The sequence below is a fragment of the Mucilaginibacter sp. dw_454 genome (assembly GCF_018449775.1).
In the GTDB taxonomy this organism is placed as follows: Bacteria; Bacteroidota; Bacteroidia; order Sphingobacteriales; family Sphingobacteriaceae; genus Mucilaginibacter.
Map to the genome: position 1 here is coordinate 1,013,684 of NZ_JAAVVB010000001.1, position 18,274 is coordinate 1,031,957.

Consider the following 18,274-nt stretch of genomic DNA (forward strand, 5'->3'; position numbering starts at 1 on the left):
TTACGGATTAATGAGCATTGCAGATAATATCAAAACCCTAAAAACGCAAACTGTACCCAAAAAGGTATCGCTGGTGGCAGTTTCAAAAACAAAATCGGTTGCAGAGATACAGGAAGCCTATGACGCGGGCCAGCGTTTATTTGGCGAAAACATGGTACAAGAGATGGTGGAAAAACAGGAGCAGTTGCCTAAAGACATTCAATGGCACCAAATAGGCCACCTGCAAACCAATAAGGTTAAATACATTGCACCATTTATCAGCATGATTGAATCTGTCGATAGTATTAAACTTTTGCAAGAGATTAATAAACAAGCGCTGAAAAATAACCGGGTGATTGATTGTCTGTTGCAGATTTACATTGCCGACGAGGAAACTAAATTTGGCCTGGGCTTTGATGAAGCTATAGAGCTTTTGCGTTCTGATGAATTTGCGGAATTGAAAAATGTTAAAATTCGCGGCCTAATGGGTATCGCTACTAACACCGATATGGAGAAACAAATAAGAGATGAGTTCCAGGAGTTGAAAGTATTTTTTGAGGGACTAAAACAGAGTTTCTTTAGAAAAGAAGAAAGCTTTAATGTGATATCTATGGGAATGTCGGCAGATTATGAACTTGCTATAGAAGAAGGCAGCACTATGATACGCGTTGGAAGTACTATTTTTGGCGGCCGGGTTATTAAACATTGGAAAAATAATTAATGGAGTTTCACTTAAGAGTCGCCGTAAAAGAGGATTGTGTACGCCTGCTGGAACTGGTTAACGAACTGGCCCTTTACGAAAAAGCACCGCAAGAAGTAACTGTTACAATAGAAGAATTCGAGCGGGCCGGTTTTGGCGACCGCCCGGTATGGAAAGCATATGTGGCCGAGGTTGATGGTTTGATTGTTGGTTTTGCATTATACTATATCCGCTTTTCAACCTGGAAGGGTTGCCGTATGTACCTGGAAGACTTTATAGTTACAGAGCCTATGCGCGGCAGAGGTATCGGCAAATTATTGTTCGACCAGTTGATTATAGAAGCTAAAGAAATGGGGTTTGCGGGGATGGTATGGCAAGTGCTTGATTGGAATGAGCCTGCGCTGAATTTTTATGCTAAATATAATGCGGCCATTGAAGCCGGTTGGTTAAACGCCGCATTATCTAAAGACCAACTTCTAAATTACTAAGCTATGAAACAAGCGTATTTATTGCTTTTAGGGACAGCACTTGCATTGGGCGGTTGTAACTTTGGGCCGGGTAAAAGTGTGAAAGCACATATCAATCTGGATACTTTGGCGTATACCTATAAAACTATCAAAGAGCGCGCGGCAGATTGCGGCAATAAACCGGATACAGGCTGCTCGGTGGCAAAGATTAACTATCCGATATTTACGGGCCAGGCTGTTTTGAATGACACAGTTTCTGCCCGCTTGCTGGATTTATTTGGTGGTGAAAAGCGTCCAACTAATTTGCAACAATGGGCAAAGGATTTCATCGCATCTTATGAGTCTGTTAAAAAACAGGACCCAAGAACCGTTATGTTTTTCACGCTGGATAGTCATGTTAAAATTATCAGACAAGACTCCAGCCTGACCACACTTGAAGTGAGCGGTTATAATTTTCAAGGTGGCGCTCATGGCAGCAGTATTACCACTTTTATTAACTGGAATACTAAGACTAATAAAGATATTAAGTTAAATGACGTATTGACACAAGGCTACGGCGGCAAACTAACGGCCATTGCCGATACAATTTTCAGAAAAGAAGAGAAGCTGGGTCCTACTGCTACCCTGGCTAACGATTATTTTTTCAAAGACGACAAGTTTGCGTTGAATGAAAATTATTCCATCACACCGATTGGTATTAAGTTCTTGTACAATCAATACGAAATTAAACCTTATGCAGCCGGGCAAACTACCTTGTTTATCCCCTATGCTAAGATCAAATCATTATTAAAACCCAACACGGTTATCACTCAATATATTAAATAAATGCTTGTTTTTAAATTCGGAGGCGCTTCTGTTAAAGATGCTGCCGGTATAATTAACCTGGCCAAAGTAGTTGGCAACTATAAAAATGAGCAACTGCTTATCGTGGTATCTGCCATGGGTAAAACCACTAATGCTTTAGAGGATTTGACCAAAGCCTATGTCAACCAGGCTGATGACCTGCACGCTATTTATGAGCGCATTAAACAGTACCATTTTGAGATCATGAGCGAACTTTTCGAAGCCAATCACCCGGTGTTTGATGAGGTTGCTAATACCTTTGTGGAGATTGACTGGATGATAGAAGACGAACCGCACGACGACTTTGATTTCACCTATGATCAGATCGTATCGGTTGGTGAACTGGTATCAACCCGAATTGTAGCTGCTTATCTTAACCACGAAGGTTTAAAAAGCCAATGGCTGGATGTGCGCGGTTATATCCATACCGATAATACTTACCGTGAAGGCATGGTACAATGGGATAAAACACGTGAAAGCATTCAATTAAGCATCCCTGCTCTGCTAGAACACAACTTTGTAGTTACACAAGGATTTTTGGGCGGAACGTCTGAGAATTTTACTACCACTTTGGGTCGTGAGGGGTCTGATTATACAGCTTCGATATTTGCTGCATGCCTGGGTGCAGAATCTGTCACCACCTGGAAAGACGTGCCCGGGATCTTAAATGCCGATCCGAAATTGTTTAATGATACCGTAAAGTTTGATGAACTTACCTATACCGAAGCCATTGAAATGACTTACTATGGCGCTACGGTTATCCACCCAAAAACCATTAAGCCACTGCAAAATTCCAGGATACCTTTACTGGTAAAACCTTTCGGCAATCCTGACGCGCCAGGCACCGTGATAAAAGAAACAGCTTCGACTGTTTTTGAAAAGCCGGTTATCATCATCAAACAAAAACAGGTATTGCTATCAATCGCTACTAAAGATTATTCATTTATTAGCGAAGACCACCTGAGCGATATTTTTGGAAGATTTGCTAAAAACCATGTCAAGATCAATGTGATGCAAACCTCGGCACTTAGTTTCAGCGTTTGTTTTGATTTGAAAGACGAACGTTTTGAAACGCTGTTAAAAGATTTAAATAAAGACTATAAAACAAAGTACAACAACGACTTAACCCTACTTACCGTAAGACATTATTCAACCGGAAATATTAAAGAACTTACTATTGGTAAAACCGTTTTGCTGGAACAGATTAGTCGTAATACAGCTCAGCTGGTTTTGAAATGATCGAATATAAGGCTACCTTGTAATCTATCTAACATTAACATACTATGAAAAAGCATCTGTTATTAATAGCTGCAATATTATTAGCCTTTAATCTGTCAACCTTTGCGCAGGATACGCCCCCTGCCAGCAATGTTGTATTGAATCAGGCATACTCACAAGCCAAAAAAGAACATAAAAAAGTGTTATTGATGTTCCATGCTTCATGGTGCGGCTGGTGCAAAAAAATGGATGCCAGTATTGAAGATCCAACCTGCAAAAAGTTATTTGATGACAATTACATAATTGCGCATCTGGATGTTTTGGAGCAACCTAACAAGATTGGCCTGGAAAATCCCGGCGCCCGTGACCAACTTAAAGTTTTTAAAGGCGAGAAAAGCGGATTACCATTTTGGGTGATATTGGATGCTAAAGGAAAATTATTGGCCGACAGCCAAGTGCGCCCGGCAGGTGCTTCATTGGATGCTCCCGGCGAAAGCATGGGCTGCCCTGCCGAAGATAGTGAAGTGGCTTACTTTTTAGGACTACTAAAATCAACCTCAAAACTGAACGACGATCAACTGGCTGTAATAGGTAAACGCTTTGCTATGAATAAACCTACACCAGTTGCCAAACCGGCTACCGCTGCACCGTCTTCAAAATAAGCTATAAGTCCTGCTTGATACTGCGGAAAGGTTTGTCATAATCGGCAATGCTGTACATGGTTAAGATACTATCTTTAAGCACCATGTAATCGCCTTGCTGGGTAACTACCATTTTATGCACGCCTTTAACAGTCACTTCCATAGGTGCAATGGCCGATACTACCTTGCCTGCACTATCCAGTTCCAATATATATAGTTGGTTATCTTCATGTTTGTCTTGGGCAATCATGGTGATGGTTTTGGTATTATCGTCAATAAATTTGCCTATGAGCTGCTTACCGCTTAGCTCTTTTGGATCAAGTTCCAATAACTGTTTGGCTTTAGCAGGACTAAAACCTACAAACTCAAAACTGAGGAAGTTTTTGTCTTTATCTGCCACGGTATCAGCGGGCGATACAATTGTTTTATCATGATAGGCAGCAGTAGCATATATATTAACGCCACCTTTATTTTGATAACTGTTACCCGGTAAAATAAAATCAACCTGCAAGTTATTATATTGTGAGCTGTCGCTTTTGATATAGGCCGTAATATCAATCATCTCTTGTTTACTGATACGACTATTAACCTGTACATCCAGTTTAACACCGTCTTTTATTTTAACAGATTTCAGAATTTGGAAAGGTGTTTTTGGTTTTGAGTGGCAAGCGGTAAGTACTACCAGGCACAAGATGAGCAATTTTTTCATATGCCACAAAAGTATGGATTATAGCTAAAACACTATACATAAAAAAGCCCCCGATATTGTCGGGGGCTATATCACTATAATAGTGGTTTTCTTTTTTGCGCCTTATGTGCGCTGTCTTTGCTTGATGTCTGGAATGAGCGCTGCCCCCCAGCATTGCTAATACCTCTTTCTTTCAACTTCTCATTTTGGTCGTTAAACGCACGGTCGGTGGTTGACGATCCCAGACCGTTGCCGTGTTTAAAATCCTGTGTCTTCATGATATTTTAGATTTAATGTTGCAGTATTAGCGCAACAACTATACCATTTCGCTCAATTCCGCGCCAGTATCATGCCACACCGATCCATATACGTATGTTTTTGCCCAGCATATATTACATCTGTATCTTTTTAAAGGCAACCAAAATAAAAATGTTTTAACAAAAAAACTTCTCGGTATACGGGTATCCAATTCGCCCTTACCGCATTTGGTGCATTTTTTCCGTTCTTTAATCGGTTCCATAACAGGGGTCTTTTGTCAATAATTAAATAACCTATAAACTTTCGGGTTAATGTATGGGTTTAATCAATAGTTGATTCAAATTTAACTAGCGGTTGGCTAAAAATGATAATATCCGGGGTATACAAATAGGGGACAAAAGCGTGTACATCGGGTGGACAATAACAGATGTTAAAGAATAGAAATAGCCTCTTCAATACTGATATTGTTATTCAATTTCATTTTTTTCCGAAGGCGTTGTTTGGCTTTTTTTATACCCTCGGCAGTAATACCCAGCATATTAGCCATTTCTTTGTTGGTACACTGTAGCTTAATGAGGGTAAGCAGTCGCACATCGGTTTCAGATAAACTCATAAAGTTTTTCTTCACGTTGAACAGATAATCAGGGTATACTTTCACAAAGATCTTTTTAAACTCCTGCCAGTTGGCATCGGTCATAATATGAGCCTGCATTAATTTTTCTAAGTGTTCAACTACCGAACTGTCTGCATTTTTGTTTTTAAGCTGATCTATCTGCTCTCTGAATCTATCAATCAGTTTGTTGTTTTTACGAATGTGTTCGGTGTAGGTTTGCAGCTTCATATCGGTGTATTTAAGCTCCTCATCTAACCTCCGTTTTTCAGATTGTAGTAATTCTTTATCGTTACGGGCTTTCAGCGCTTGCCTGCTAAATAATAACAGTAAAATAACAATGAGCAAAAACAGGATCACAAATACGCCGTCACGTTCACGGGCCTGGGCCTTCAGACGATTGTCTTCTGCTTGTTGCTTGCCGACAACGTACTGCATTTTCACCACCTCGACCGCCGCGATATTATTTTGAACGGCCAGGCTGTCTTTTGTTAATTCATATTTCCGGCGAAAAACCAAGGCTGCGGCGGGCTGCCCTAACTTATCATAACACTGTGCTTTCAGATCGTAAATATCGGTCTTGATGTTTAGCACAGATGTTGCACTATTCTTGATCAGCAGTTCGGCAGTATCCAATTGCTTCAAGCATCGGGTCACATTGTTTTTCAAGAGGTTAATTTTAACCAGGCGCAGCAGCGCGATAGTCGCATTATTCTTTTCGCCATATTTTAACGATTGCTCATAATCAGTTTGGATAAACGGCGCTGCTTTATCATACTCACCCAGGTTAAAATAAATCGAACCAATATTACCGGTAGCAATACCTACCCAAACAGTGTCTTTACTTGTTTTCGCTAAATCTAAAACACGCTGAAAATATTCAAGTGCCTGGCGATATTGTTTGCCGCTACGACGAATTAAGCCCAATGTATTAATCATTCCAATCCTATCCCTTGCGTGTTTTATAGGATATTTTAGCGCGTTTTGTAATTGTATCTCGGCATTGGGATAGTCGCCAAGGTGGTAGTAAAATTCTGCTACCTGGCTAAAATAAGCGCTCATATTAGGCGCCTTTTCAAAGCCTACTGCCCTGAAAGCCTCCTGCGCCTTTAAAAAATAATAACACGCCGTAGTGTTATGCTTTAGATTGTAAAAAAACATCCCCTCGTGCTGTAGATAGATAGCAGCATATAACGGCAATTTATTTTCGGTAGCAAAATCAATGGCTTGCTTGTATAGGTTTACGCTATGGGGGTTAAACCTAAGGTTTACGGCGTAATAATCGGCTTTTAAATCAAACACAACACTTTCCAGTGCTTTATCATCTAACTGCCGGGCTATGTTGGTTAATTCATTTAACCGGGCCATTGCTACCGTTTCAGGAACGTGCCTTAAATTTCTTTTATATATATCAGTGGCAATATATACTCTTTGCTCGGGCGTAATGTGGCCAATGGTATCAAATGGGTGGGTGTTAAAATTATTTATGGGGAGGATATCCGTGAGCGCGTAACTATCCGGAATAAAAAAAAACAAAAAGATGATCAGCCCAAAGAAACGGGATAGCGCAAGGGGAAGCACTTGTTTAAGCAGGGGACCCATGTTTATTAATTAAAAACTAAAATAGCAATTAATCCTTAACCGCAACGTCTTCTTAGCTGCAATTTACAGTTAAATATTCTTATTTAGAGTAAACTTTTAAGCAAATTGATTCAATTGGGGTTTGTAAAATTATAAAGGTATTTTTGCGCGATACTAATAACGCATTATGGCAGGGTTCGAAAAATTAAAGCTGAGTAAACAATTATTAAAATCTGTGGCAGAATTGGGCTACAATACACCTAAGGATATTCAGCAAAAAACGCTGAACCGCATCATTGGTGGGCAGGATGTTGTTGGTGTTGCGCCCGAAGGTGCCGGCAAAACCACAACCTATATACTCTCTACCCTAACCCGCTTTAACCATGCGCCAGAGGGTGTACCAAAAGTATTGATCCTGGTGCCTGAGAAAGAAGACGTTTTGGCCGTTATAGAAATGTTTGATCGCCTGAATAAAAACAAATCCATAGCCATCGTTGGGCTTTATGTAACACCTGGCATAGAGGCACAAATGGACGCGCTGGCCGAAGGTGCCGATATTGTAGTGGCTACGCCGGATAGAGCGAGGGCAATCTACCTAAAACTGGGACTGAACCTTAATAAAATGGAGTTGTTTATAGTTGATGATGCCGACCGCATGATCAAAAAGGGCATGCAGCTACCCATTGCCGAACTGGCCAATAGTATTACCAAAGCACAGCATTTGGTATTTACCGATGTGATGCATAGCCGCGTAGAAAAGATGATCGAGCCTTTCATGAAAGCTCCGGCTATTGTTGAGATTGATGAGTTGGAAGAAACAGAATTAGCCATTCATCATCAACTGTTGTACAATGTACCAAACTTTTTAACCAAACAAAACCTGCTTAACTTGTTCATGAATGATGAAGAGGTTTTTACCAAAACTGCAGTGTTTGTAAATAATCAGGCTACCGCCGAGAAAGTATATCAAAGCCTGCATCGCCGAATGGATGATGCGGTTGGGTTTTTAAACCCTAAATTTTTTGATGTGAACGGTTATAAAACGGTCGAAGAGTTTAAATCTAACGCCGATGCCCGTGTTATGCTGGTAGTTACTGAAAATAACGATGAGGTAGACTTGAGTAGTATCCCTTTTCTGATACATTTTGATATTCCACAAGAAACCGATACTTACGTTAATCGGGTAACCAACACTAATGACAACAATGAAACTATTGCTTTAACATTTGCAACCGACATGGAACTAAGTCTGGTTAAAAAGATTGAGCACGCTACCGGCAATAAAATGGAAGCTTCTGCCCTGCCGGAAGATTTGGTAATAGTGAACGAGTCGAAAGCGAGAACCGAACCTAAGCAATCGGCAAAAAAAGAAGAAAATGAGGTTGGCTCAGCCTTTCACGAAAAGAAAGCATCTAACAGCAAAGATTATAATTTTAGCGCCAGCAAAAAGGCTGCTATGAACAAGAAGAAAAAGCACGGGTAACTGTAGCAAAGTCATGCTGAACTTGTTTCAGGATGACATATTTATTAAAAGAAAAGCTCTGAATTTTACTCAGAGCTTTTCTTTTTTGTTTATCACTTCACCGTAAACTCATAACTGCCGGAAACAATCTGCAGACCGTCAGTTGTAGTAACTTCCTTTTTATCTAAATAAACTTTCTTACCTATCGGGAATACTACAGTAGCTGTTGAGTTAGCCGGAATAATAACTGAATAAAAAACAGACTTTCCTTTGCGTTTCCAGTTAGATACTATCTTGCCATAAGGGCCGGTATGTTCAGATTCAAAATGATCTAAGCCGGTTACAAAAGCCGGACTCAACAACACATTTTTAAAACCAGGACTATTAGGGTCAATCCTGATACCGCCTATGCCTTTGTAGTACCATGCTCCTATCTCGCCAAACATAATGTGGTTTAAAGATAAATCGCTTTTGGCAAACACATCCCAGTTCTCATAAAGTGTAGTAGCGCCATTTTTAATCCACCAGCCCCATGACGGGTAGGTTTCTTGCGAGGCTATGGAATAAGCCACCTCGGCATAACCATTGTCACTCAGCGCGCCTAAAATAGCTTTAGCGCCCAATATACCGGCATCAAGGTGATTATTATCTTGCTTAACACGCTCGGCCAGGTTGGCGGCTACTTTGGCTTTTAGCTCATCAGGGGCTATACCCCAGTATAATGGCATGCTTAATTCGGTTTGATAGCCTTTATCATAAATACCGCTAGCAGTATTTAAATATTTGGTGTTGATAGCATTTTTGATTTTCAATGCTATTGCGCTGTATTTGACTTCATCCTCTGTGTGGCCGAACAATTTGGCCGCTTTTGCCAGGATGTTAGCATCTGTATAATAGTAAATGCTCGATACAAACTCAACCGGCGAAACCGATTTTACCGGCACCCAGTCCCCCAGTCCCCAGGTGGTTAAACCGGTTGGGTATAACTCGTCGATATGGTTTACGTAGCGTTTAATAGCATCATAGTTATCATTCAGCGTTTTGCTGTCGCCATAAAACTGGTAAAGGTTCCACGGAATTATGGCCACAGTACTTGTCCAATCGGGTCCGTTACCCCACTCGTATCCCCAACCATTTGATGGAATGATGGATGATAACACACCGTTTGGCTGTTGCTCGTCGCGATGATCGGCCATCCATTTTTCGTAAACGGTGATACCGTCAAAACCATATAAACCGGTCTCGCTGGCTATGTGCGCATCGCCTGTCCAGCCATTTTTTTCGCGTTGCGGGCAGTCAGTCGGATAACCATAAAAATTTGACAGATAAGATACGTTCGTGGCTGCCCAAATCTTGTTCAGCGTAGTATTTGATGAGTTGATGGTACCCATAGGGGCAACATCGCTATGCATAAAATAAGCGATCAGACTTTCTTTTTTTAAGCTAATGGGCTTATCACTGCTTACCTCTACATATTGAAAACCTTTATAATTAAAGCGCGGCATGAAGGTCTCCTCACCTTTTCCGCTCAAGATAAAGATATCTGTAGCAAAAGGATCCTGGTCATCCGTTGGGCGGTAATGCACATCGATGTTTGATTGGTCTGCATGGCCGTCTTTACCTAATTTCTCGGCATGTTTTAGGCGGATAATTGTTCCGGCCTCACCACTAACGGTGATCTTACTTACACCGGCAATATTGCGGCCGATATTAAACAGGTAGGTATGATCGTCAAATTTCTTCATATCCACAGCGGGGATAGTTTCGATAGCGCGGATTGGCTGCATAGCCTGTGATACGATATTTGCCGACGGCGCAGGGCGAATGATGGTGCCGCGCCAATTTTTGCCTTCTGTAAAGCCAACGGTATTCCATCCCGGTTGCTCCAGCCGGGCATCATAATGCTCTGCGGTATAAATGCTGTTAAAGGTAATTGGGCTTGAAGATGATTTCCAGCTTCTGTCAGAGGTAATGGTTTGTACTGTGCCGTCTTCATAAGTCACGCGCAGATCTAAACAAAATGTCGGACGATTGCGCCAGGGCGATTTATGGAAATCCCACACGGCGGTGCTTTGCATGTTGTACCAGCCGTTACCTAACAACACGCCAACAGCGTTTTTGCCGGTTTGCAGTTGAGATGTCACATCATAAGTAACATACAGCGTACGGCGGTCAAAACGGGTATACATGGGGTCCAAACGATGGTTACCTACTTTTTGCCCGTTGATATACAATTCATATAATCCGCCAACGGCGATATAAGCCCGTGCAGATTTTATTTTTTTACCCAACTCAAACTCATTCCTAAAATATGGTGCAGGCTTCACTTCAGGGCCTTTGTTATCGCTTATCCAGGTACCCTTCCAGTTGCTTTTTTCAATCAAACCGGTCTCAAAATTAGCTATGGGCGATGAAGTAAGCTTTCCTTTTTCGTCCCAAACAGAGACGCGCCAAAAATATTTGGTGAAAGGTTGTAGAGTTTTGCCAGCATAACTAACCAGGTTATTTCCTGATGAAATCTGTTGCGTTTGCCAGGCATCAGCATTGCCCGTTGCTATCGCTGCAGAATCTGTACCCACCAACAACTGGTAAGCACTTTGCGAGGCACCGTGGTGTGGATCATTCATCAGCCACGTAAACCGCGGATGTACCGCATCAATGCCCAAAGGATTTATTAAGTATTCACATTTCAGTGCTTCAATGGTTTGAGCTTGTGAAGCAGTGGTATAGCACATAGTGCCCGCCATCACAAAAAGGCGGGCCATATTTTTCTTTGAGAAAAATTTAACGGGTAAAAATAAATTCATTCTTAAATATTGGTTGGTGCCGCCAATATAGAAAATAAACCCTGCTTTTAAGCAAAAAATGCCCCTGCTGTTAAGCAAAGGCATTTTAGTAATAACATTATTACAGCGCTTATTTTTGCACAGGTTTACCTATCAGGTCCATAAACTGATCGAGCTTAGGGGTAATGATAATTTGGGTGCGCCTGTTTTTCATTTTACCGTCGTCAGTGCTGTTATCGGCAACGGGGTTATACTCACCGCGTCCACCCGCTGTTAAACGCTTAGGATCAACAGCGTAAGTGTTTTGCAAGGCTTGTACCACAGACGAGGCCCTCAACGCACTTAAATCCCAGTTGTTACGAATGTTTTGCTGTTTAATTGGCACATTATCCGTATTACCTTCAATTAATACATCGTAATCGGCGTAATCTTTGATGATCTTGGCAATTTTGCTCAAAGTCTCGCCGGCACGGTCTGATATCTCATAACTGCCTGAATTGTACAACATATTGTCAGACAATGATATATAAACAACGCCTTTCAATACCTGTACATCAACGTCTTTCATTTCTGCCTGACTTAATGAGCGGGTTAAGTTATTGGTTAGCACCATATTCAAAGAGTCGCTTTTTCCTTTAGCAGCAATCAACTCTTTAATATAATTGTTTGATGCGCTGATCTGATCGGCCAATTTAGCAATGTTCACGTTGCCCTGATTGTTACCGGCTAAACATTTATTCAACGCGTCCTGTAAAGCAGCACGGTTTGCTTTTTCAGATTCAATTTGTTCTTCTAAGCTTTTAACTCTTGTTTTTGAACCTTCCAACTCGCGCTGCGTAAGGTCATAACTTTGTTTTAACTCCGTTTGCTTTGTTTGCAAGTTATTGTAATTGGTTTGTAGCTCGGCGTATTTTTTATTACTTACACAACTTTGCATAAGTGCCGCGGCTACCAATAGCAGGGGTAATATGATTTTAGTTTTCATGGTATTTAAGGTTATTAAATAATTTAACTCATAAACGCCTAAAACCTAAAAATGTTTGCCCTTATCTATAAATAACAATCCGTTTAAATTCAAAACAAAGGTTATCTATATAAAATTGTTACTTATTATTTAGGTAGATATATCATTATAAAACATAAAATCGCCACAAATAAAAAGCGCTTCCCGGTTTCCCTGAAAGCGCATTATTATAAGATAAAGTATTGTCTATTGAGGCATGGGCGCAGCCGATGGCGGCGGTGAATTAACACCCCAGGTTTTATTAGCAACCGGCCCCATTACCAATTCCAACACACCACCATTGGCGATGTCGCTATGGTTAAACCACGGCTGGTTAAGCACCTTGCCATTTAATTTAGCTGATTGAATGTATTTATTGGTAAATGAAGCGTTCTGTGCTTTAATCTCAAAATATTTGCCGTTACCTACATTCATTTTTACATAGGGAAAGCAAGGGCTGCCAATGTTATAAGTTGGAGATCCAGGCGTAACCGGGTAAAAGCCCATCTCGCTAAATACTACGAAAGCGGTCATACCGCCGCCGTCTTCATCGCCAGGTATGCCCATTAAATCGTTACGGTACCAAAAATCTAATAAGGAGCGAATACGTTTTTGGGTGCGCCACGGTGCACCTGCATAATTGTATAAGTAAGGAATATGAAAACCGGGCTCATTTGCCATAGAGAACATACCTACGTTACCAGTATGATCTGGCAACTGCGCGTAGAAATCCCATCTTGCGCCCGGATAGTCGGTATTAAACATATCTTCAAGGGCATCAACAAACTTTTGGTTACCTCCTACCATCTTAACCAGGTCGCCTATGTTGTGCTGTACGTCCCAACGGTATTCGTAACCATTGTTTTCATCGTAATATTGGCGCGCACCTGGGCCTCCATCCATACGGTAATCCAATGGTTCAATAAAGTTTCCGTCTTTATCTTTTGGATGGAAAAAGCCAGTTTTTGGGTTAAATACGTTACGATAGTTGTACGATGCTTTAAGGTAATGGTTGGCATCTTCGGTTTTACCCAGATCCTGCGCTATTTGCGACAGACACCATTCATCAAACGATGTACCCAAGGTAACCGCAATAGGCTGGCGTTTTTCCCAGCCGTTAACACCTTGGACAGTTTCTTTCTCGCCTGGTTTTAATGCAGGCAGATAACCATTCTTTTTATAAAAATCGTCCAGTTCGCCCGATGGTATATACGACCATGGTAATAGTGATTTAGTTTCGATAGATGCTTTACAAGCCGCATAAGCACGAGCTAAATCAAAACCACGCAAACCTTTAGCATAGGCATCTGCAACACTTGCAATACCGTGATTTGAGTTCATGCAGTGCTGCTCGCCGCTAACACCAGGAAAAGTTGGGAACCAGCCTTTGCCGGTTTGCTCAGACATCAGGATGTATGAATTCAGGATATTATTTTCAAGCGGTTTGTTAATTAACACACGCAGTGGGTGCGCTGCACGATAAGTATCCCAAGTCCAATCGTCTGTTGCAAAAGGATGGCCTTCGTCACTGTGCACTTTACCATCAGATGCCGAGAAATAGCGACCGTCTTCACTGATGACAATGGGGCGCTCAAACGTGCGATATAATGAGGTATAGAATACGGTGGTTTCTCTGTCTGATGCGCCCGAGACAGCGATCTTTCCCAACGCTTCGTTCCAGATTTTGCGACCCTCAGTAGCTACAGCATCGACATCGAAATTATGTATCTCGCGATCAAGATTTTTCCTGGCTTGTTCTTCGCTAATGTATGATATGCCATAACGCATGCCTATTTTTTTGGTTCCTTCGGGATAAGACACCACTAATGAAGATGATGCCGGGCCACTCCAGTTGACACCACCTTCACGGTCGGCTCTACCTGCTTTTAAAGGCGAAACATCAGTAACAGCATAGATATAAACAGAGGTATGATCGCCCAGATCCTGGTGCCCGCTGATAACTTTACCGCTGGCTTTGATCTCACCGCGACGGCAGTTAAATACCAGGTAAGGCGCGCCAGATTTATCGAACGTAATGCTGTAAACTGCACTTTGGTGCGACGGCGCAAAGTCTGCACCAATATTTGCTTCGTCTAAATATTCTTTATAACGATATGGGGTAACTTTTTCCTGGTCATAACTAAATGTCATGGTTGGTTTAATACCACCTTCGTTACCCTGATATGGATAAAAATTAAAGCTGGATTCCTCACGGTGGTGCGTTACGATCAAGGGTAAACCGCCAATGCGGTTGGTTGTATAATCGTGACGTACCGGAAAGATGCGCATCATACTGTTAGGCAAATGCGTGGTTGGATAGGTTGGCACCAGCATATGGCTGATATTACCAATATTTGGATTAACAAAGTCGACTGGCTCTTTTCCGGGAGCTTTTTTAGGTTTCGGTCCGCCGGCTGCATAGCCTGCAGAGCATATACCTATTACTCCCGCAAGGGCTAATAAGTGTTTAGCTTTCATCATGAAATAAGTTTTACTGAATTGGTATTTTGATTCAACGTAAAGAAACAAAAAATACGTCGAATTGCAATCGATTTCTCACTAATGAAATAAGCTTGTTTTTAAGGATTATTGGCGGTAGCTTAAAGATTGTTACTAATGTTAATTACAGCTTCGGCATTCGTTAAATGCATTGGAGGTAAGACACCTTTATTATCATAAAGTGTACAGCTAAAGGTTACTTTAATTTTTACACTTTCCAAATCCGTTCCTTTTGCGGGTTCTGTTTCAATGCTTACAACACTAAAATTACTTCCGGTTTGATCGCCTTTATTGGTAAAATAGGCATTTCCAACACCGTCAGCGTATCCAATTTGCACACCTTTTACACTAACATCAGTATAGTCTGTAACGTACGACCAATTAGAAATTGCGCTACCGCCAAAAAAACCATAAAAATAGGCATGCTTATCTGTATTCGTAGTATAACTTATAGTACCAAAGCTAATGCTTATTGATGGGGCTGAAACAGTGAAACTTTGCAGCGTGCCACTAACACCGCCAATTACAGATCCATCAGGATATTCAATCGTTGACTCGTCGTCTCCAGGATACCATCCACCATATCCGCCGGGAGTCAATTCCCAGTCCAATGTCGCTCCATTTAACGAACCTTTTAAATAATATATTCCGGGAGTAGAAAGTTGTGCATCCGTTCCGGTTGTTACCGTTCCTCCTGTCGATCCAGTAGCTCCTGTTGCACCTGTGGTACCCGTCGAACCTGTAACACCAGTTGTACCGGTAGCGCCCGTTGCCCCTGTGCTACCTGTTTTGCCAACAGCAACCACACCATTAACATAATTGGCAGGATCTTTAAAATCAGGATCATCTAATTTACAACCAGCTAAAAATATTGTTGCGGATGCAATTAAGGACAGTTTAATGTATAATCTCATGTGTGATAATATCTTAGCCGGATAAAAGTATAAAAAAAGCACTATAATACTATTCCTTATTTTTTATTGTCGATGGTTATCTTAGTAAACTTTCCGCCGTCAGCGTCATTATTGGTTTCTACTTTTCCATAATTAAACATCGCATCCGCCCCGCTATCTTTTGGCGTAATTAAACTCAAACCGCCATAATTGTTAACTGTTTGCGATTCGCCATTGGCCCAAATAACCCGCGAAGTTGCTCCTTCATTGTACACGAATGATTGGAAGCCTTTAGATGGCATCACCGAAATTCTGTTATCGTCGTTGATCACTAATGAATAAACGCCTCTTGAGTTTATTACAATAGATGATTTTCCGGTAGTTATCATAACCGAATAATCGTCTTCTCCGGTTTTTATAATAGCAACGTTTCCTTTACGCTCAAACTTAAAACCAGAACCGTTTACAGCTTTCACGTCAGTTGTGTTTTTATTATACGAAATAAGGTATTGGTTACCGCCGACCGTTCCATCATTCTGCGAAGGTGACGAAGCTTTATGAAACACAGCAACATTTCCGCCCGCTGCCTTAATCATAATCAGATCGCCATCTTCAGTGATAGTGGACTGCTGAGCATTTGGATGGGTTATAGTTATTACGTTATCTTTCTTTGAAACTCCGGCCCGGTAATTCGTCGTATCCATATGATTGCCGGTTCGTATTGCTATGGAGTCGCCACTATTTTGGCAATAGGTGATGTAGGTTATATCATTTTTTTTTGTCATGGTGCCACGCCCACCCATTGACGATTTAAACTCTGCTGCTGTGGTAACACTGTTAGGCAATGTAACTGTTGTGACTTTACTTTTAACGATTACCAGGTTTTGGGCCGAATTAGTTTGTGCAGATAATGAAGTTGTTGCAGCAAGTAGAACCGATGCGATAAGGTATTTCATGGTTGTAGGTTTATGTGATAAATATAATTTTTTTATCACATAAACCTATAATTTATATCAAGACCAAAACCCTTTTACCCTGATTTGCTGATGCCCGATAGTTTTTAACCGCTGCCTTAATTTGGTAACCAATCCTTCGTGTCCCGTAAGGTAAAAATGAGAATGTTCTATGCAATAGCCTTGTTCTGCTACCCACTCTTCTACCTCGCCTAAATTGCTCAATATTTGCAATGGTGAACGAAAATATTCGCCGAACAACTTTTTCTGTGTACGATCTGGCAAAAACGCAGCACCTGCGAAGCGGCTAATTGGCAACGTCAGTTGTTGTAAGGCTAACAAATGTGCTAAACTAGTGCTGTCACCTAATCCTACTACCAGGTCGGTAGCATGTGGTATCTGGCGGGTTGAGTCGATTTTTAAATATTGTACTTTTTCATTGGCCTGCAATTTACGCGCCCACAAGCTACCTGGGCCGTTGTGACCTGTGTCTATTAGTAAAGAGCAGGTAGAGGTTTCGGCGTCCCAGCCAAACGGCGTATAATCGCGGTAAGTAAAATTAGCTACTTTAAATTTGATGTATGGTACGGCTTGCCAGGTGTGCATATCTACCGTAGGCAAATGCAGGTCAATTTCGGTTATTGTGCCGCCGTCCCAGGGGCGTACTTCAAGTACATGGCCGGCATGCAAAATCCGGTCTTCTGTCATCCGGCTGGCAGCAGCTTTAAAACGTTTAATAGTGGATGTTTCCATGTTGTTGTGTTTTGAACAATACAAAGAAACGGCAACATTAACCCATAATCAATAAAGACCTCAAGGTAAATATTGGACTATTCGCGGTATTGACCCCGAAAACCCAAAGGCGTAACACCGCCGTTTTGCTTAAATAACCGCGAGAAATAAGCGTGATCTTCATAACCTAATTCGTAGGCAATTTCTTTGACATTCAAATCTGTATAAAAGAGCAGTCGTTTAGCTTCCAACATAACTTCTTGGGTTATCCAGTAGCTAACCGGCATGCCGGTAGTATGTTTTAAAGCTTCGTTCAAATATACCTGCGAAACGTTAAGCTTATCGGCATAAACCGACGGGCTTTTAATATCCTTTAGATGGATGCTAAGCAGGGCCTTAAATTCCTGCGTCAACTGTTGTTTGCGATTAACCTGTCCCTCGCCCCGCTCCTGTATTTTATATTGTGCCGCTACCATCCCGGTAAAAGCCTGAATAAAAGAATACAGCACTTGCCGGTAAAATGGTTGATCCTCGTTATTACTATAATGACCAAATAACGATTTCAATACCTGCTGATAGCCGGCCAGGTCGATTTCATTTAATGGGATAGTTTGTTGTAAGGTTAGCCTTTGTTCAAAAACCTGCCTTTGTTCATTAGTGAGCAAGCCTGTATCGATAGCTAAAAACCAACCATAAGCCATCTCCGCACTAATGCGATGATGCACCTGACCTGGCAACACGAAATATAAAGTACCCGGAGTAAATTGCTTTACCTCGAAATCAATCATCAACTCCGCCGAGCCAGATTCTACCAAAAAGAAAATATAATGATCATCACGATGCGCGCCAAGTGTTTCCACCTCGTCTGCTTTATCGCCGGGCTTAAAATAATCTATTTCTACACCTATTTCGGCCCGATCCTGAAGTAGGTGCATTGGAATGGTTGCCATAGCGCTAAAGA

At 41.4% G+C, this 18,274-nt stretch carries 16 protein-coding genes; 6 read left to right on the plus strand and 10 right to left on the minus strand.

Annotated elements, in window-relative coordinates; genetic code table 11:
* The first annotated feature begins 10 nt into the window (after positions 1–10).
* From HB679_RS04570 to HB679_RS04590, 5 genes are read left to right on the plus strand one after another with little or no spacing between them, the layout of a single operon-like run.
* Complete coding sequence (locus HB679_RS04570; RefSeq protein WP_214070749.1) at positions 11–700, plus strand: YggS family pyridoxal phosphate-dependent enzyme; 690 nt, start codon at positions 11–13, stop codon at positions 698–700.
* The gene (locus tag HB679_RS04575; protein ID WP_214070750.1) at positions 700–1,167 is read left to right on the plus strand and encodes a GNAT family N-acetyltransferase; all 468 of its coding nucleotides are present in this window, start codon (positions 700–702) and stop codon (positions 1,165–1,167) included. Before HB679_RS04570 ends, HB679_RS04575 begins: the two co-directional genes overlap by 1 nt.
* 3 nt (positions 1,168–1,170) lie before the next feature.
* The gene (locus tag HB679_RS04580) at positions 1,171–1,971 is read left to right on the plus strand and encodes a DUF3298 and DUF4163 domain-containing protein (protein ID WP_214070751.1); all 801 of its coding nucleotides are present in this window, start codon (positions 1,171–1,173) and stop codon (positions 1,969–1,971) included.
* Entirely contained in the window at positions 1,972–3,228 is a 1,257-nt protein-coding gene (locus tag HB679_RS04585) for an aspartate kinase (RefSeq protein WP_214070752.1), read from the plus strand. It begins immediately after the preceding gene.
* Positions 3,229–3,272: 44 nt separating this feature from the next.
* Complete coding sequence (locus HB679_RS04590; protein WP_214070753.1) at positions 3,273–3,869, plus strand: thioredoxin family protein; 597 nt, start codon at positions 3,273–3,275, stop codon at positions 3,867–3,869.
* Between the two features lies 1 nt (position 3,870).
* Here HB679_RS04590 and HB679_RS04595 read toward each other — a convergent pair whose 3' ends face one another.
* The 3 genes from HB679_RS04595 to HB679_RS04605 all read right to left on the minus strand — a co-directional run bounded on the left by HB679_RS04595 (position 3,871) and on the right by HB679_RS04605 (position 7,006).
* Positions 3,871–4,557 carry a hypothetical protein gene (locus tag HB679_RS04595; RefSeq protein WP_214070754.1) on the minus strand — a complete coding sequence of 229 codons (687 nt, stop codon included), beginning with the start codon at positions 4,555–4,557 and terminating at the stop codon, positions 3,871–3,873.
* Between the two features lie 74 nt (positions 4,558–4,631).
* The gene (locus HB679_RS04600; RefSeq protein WP_214070755.1) at positions 4,632–4,814 is read right to left on the minus strand and encodes a hypothetical protein; all 183 of its coding nucleotides are present in this window, start codon (positions 4,812–4,814) and stop codon (positions 4,632–4,634) included.
* A 410-nt stretch (positions 4,815–5,224) separates the two neighbouring features.
* Positions 5,225–7,006, minus strand: a complete 1,782-nt coding sequence (locus tag HB679_RS04605; RefSeq protein ID WP_214070756.1) for a tetratricopeptide repeat protein — start codon at positions 7,004–7,006, stop codon at positions 5,225–5,227.
* A gap of 166 nt (positions 7,007–7,172) precedes the next feature.
* Between HB679_RS04605 and HB679_RS04610 the strand changes: the two genes are divergently transcribed.
* Entirely contained in the window at positions 7,173–8,468 is a 1,296-nt protein-coding gene (locus HB679_RS04610; RefSeq protein ID WP_214070757.1) for a DEAD/DEAH box helicase, read from the plus strand.
* A gap of 92 nt (positions 8,469–8,560) precedes the next feature.
* Here the strand turns inward: HB679_RS04610 and HB679_RS04615 are convergent, their stop codons facing one another.
* The 7 genes from HB679_RS04615 to HB679_RS04645 form a co-directional block, all read right to left on the minus strand.
* A complete protein-coding gene (locus HB679_RS04615) occupies positions 8,561–11,254 on the minus strand; it encodes an alpha-L-rhamnosidase (protein ID WP_214070758.1) in 2,694 nt (897 codons plus the stop codon).
* Positions 11,255–11,363: 109 nt separating this feature from the next.
* A complete protein-coding gene (locus HB679_RS04620; RefSeq protein ID WP_214070759.1) occupies positions 11,364–12,218 on the minus strand; it encodes an OmpA family protein in 855 nt (284 codons plus the stop codon).
* A 225-nt stretch (positions 12,219–12,443) separates the two neighbouring features.
* A complete protein-coding gene (locus HB679_RS04625) occupies positions 12,444–14,717 on the minus strand; it encodes a GH92 family glycosyl hydrolase (protein WP_214070760.1) in 2,274 nt (757 codons plus the stop codon).
* A 119-nt stretch (positions 14,718–14,836) separates the two neighbouring features.
* Positions 14,837–15,649 (minus strand): hypothetical protein, encoded by an 813-nt coding sequence (locus HB679_RS04630; RefSeq protein ID WP_214070761.1) that lies wholly within the window; start codon positions 15,647–15,649, stop codon positions 14,837–14,839.
* Positions 15,650–15,705: 56 nt separating this feature from the next.
* Positions 15,706–16,584 carry a hypothetical protein gene (locus tag HB679_RS04635; RefSeq protein WP_214070762.1) on the minus strand — a complete coding sequence of 293 codons (879 nt, stop codon included), beginning with the start codon at positions 16,582–16,584 and terminating at the stop codon, positions 15,706–15,708.
* 57 nt (positions 16,585–16,641) lie between these two features.
* Positions 16,642–17,334: a hypothetical protein gene (locus HB679_RS04640; RefSeq protein WP_214070763.1), complete on the minus strand. Its 693-nt coding sequence runs from the start codon at positions 17,332–17,334 to the stop codon at positions 16,642–16,644.
* Between the two features lie 77 nt (positions 17,335–17,411).
* A complete protein-coding gene (locus HB679_RS04645; RefSeq protein ID WP_214070764.1) occupies positions 17,412–18,263 on the minus strand; it encodes a helix-turn-helix transcriptional regulator in 852 nt (283 codons plus the stop codon).
* Positions 18,264–18,274: the final 11 nt, after the last annotated feature.

What these genes read in the sequence shown, in the direction of transcription:
- HB679_RS04570 (WP_214070749.1), top strand. Translation starts at nt 11, where the DNA reads ATGAGCATTGCAGATAATATCAAAACCCTAAAAACGCAAACTGTACCC.
- HB679_RS04575 (WP_214070750.1), top strand. Translation starts at nt 700, where the DNA reads ATGGAGTTTCACTTAAGAGTCGCCGTAAAAGAGGATTGTGTACGCCTG.
- HB679_RS04580 (WP_214070751.1), top strand. Translation starts at nt 1,171, where the DNA reads ATGAAACAAGCGTATTTATTGCTTTTAGGGACAGCACTTGCATTGGGC.
- HB679_RS04585 (WP_214070752.1), top strand. Translation starts at nt 1,972, where the DNA reads ATGCTTGTTTTTAAATTCGGAGGCGCTTCTGTTAAAGATGCTGCCGGT.
- HB679_RS04590 (WP_214070753.1), top strand. Translation starts at nt 3,273, where the DNA reads ATGAAAAAGCATCTGTTATTAATAGCTGCAATATTATTAGCCTTTAAT.
- HB679_RS04595 (WP_214070754.1), bottom strand. Translation starts at nt 4,557, where the DNA reads ATGAAAAAATTGCTCATCTTGTGCCTGGTAGTACTTACCGCTTGCCAC.
- HB679_RS04600 (WP_214070755.1), bottom strand. Translation starts at nt 4,814, where the DNA reads ATGAAGACACAGGATTTTAAACACGGCAACGGTCTGGGATCGTCAACC.
- HB679_RS04605 (WP_214070756.1), bottom strand. Translation starts at nt 7,006, where the DNA reads ATGGGTCCCCTGCTTAAACAAGTGCTTCCCCTTGCGCTATCCCGTTTC.
- HB679_RS04610 (WP_214070757.1), top strand. Translation starts at nt 7,173, where the DNA reads ATGGCAGGGTTCGAAAAATTAAAGCTGAGTAAACAATTATTAAAATCT.
- HB679_RS04615 (WP_214070758.1), bottom strand. Translation starts at nt 11,254, where the DNA reads ATGAATTTATTTTTACCCGTTAAATTTTTCTCAAAGAAAAATATGGCC.
- HB679_RS04620 (WP_214070759.1), bottom strand. Translation starts at nt 12,218, where the DNA reads ATGAAAACTAAAATCATATTACCCCTGCTATTGGTAGCCGCGGCACTT.
- HB679_RS04625 (WP_214070760.1), bottom strand. Translation starts at nt 14,717, where the DNA reads ATGATGAAAGCTAAACACTTATTAGCCCTTGCGGGAGTAATAGGTATA.
- HB679_RS04630 (WP_214070761.1), bottom strand. Translation starts at nt 15,649, where the DNA reads ATGAGATTATACATTAAACTGTCCTTAATTGCATCCGCAACAATATTT.
- HB679_RS04635 (WP_214070762.1), bottom strand. Translation starts at nt 16,584, where the DNA reads ATGAAATACCTTATCGCATCGGTTCTACTTGCTGCAACAACTTCATTA.
- HB679_RS04640 (WP_214070763.1), bottom strand. Translation starts at nt 17,334, where the DNA reads ATGGAAACATCCACTATTAAACGTTTTAAAGCTGCTGCCAGCCGGATG.
- HB679_RS04645 (WP_214070764.1), bottom strand. Translation starts at nt 18,263, where the DNA reads ATGGCAACCATTCCAATGCACCTACTTCAGGATCGGGCCGAAATAGGT.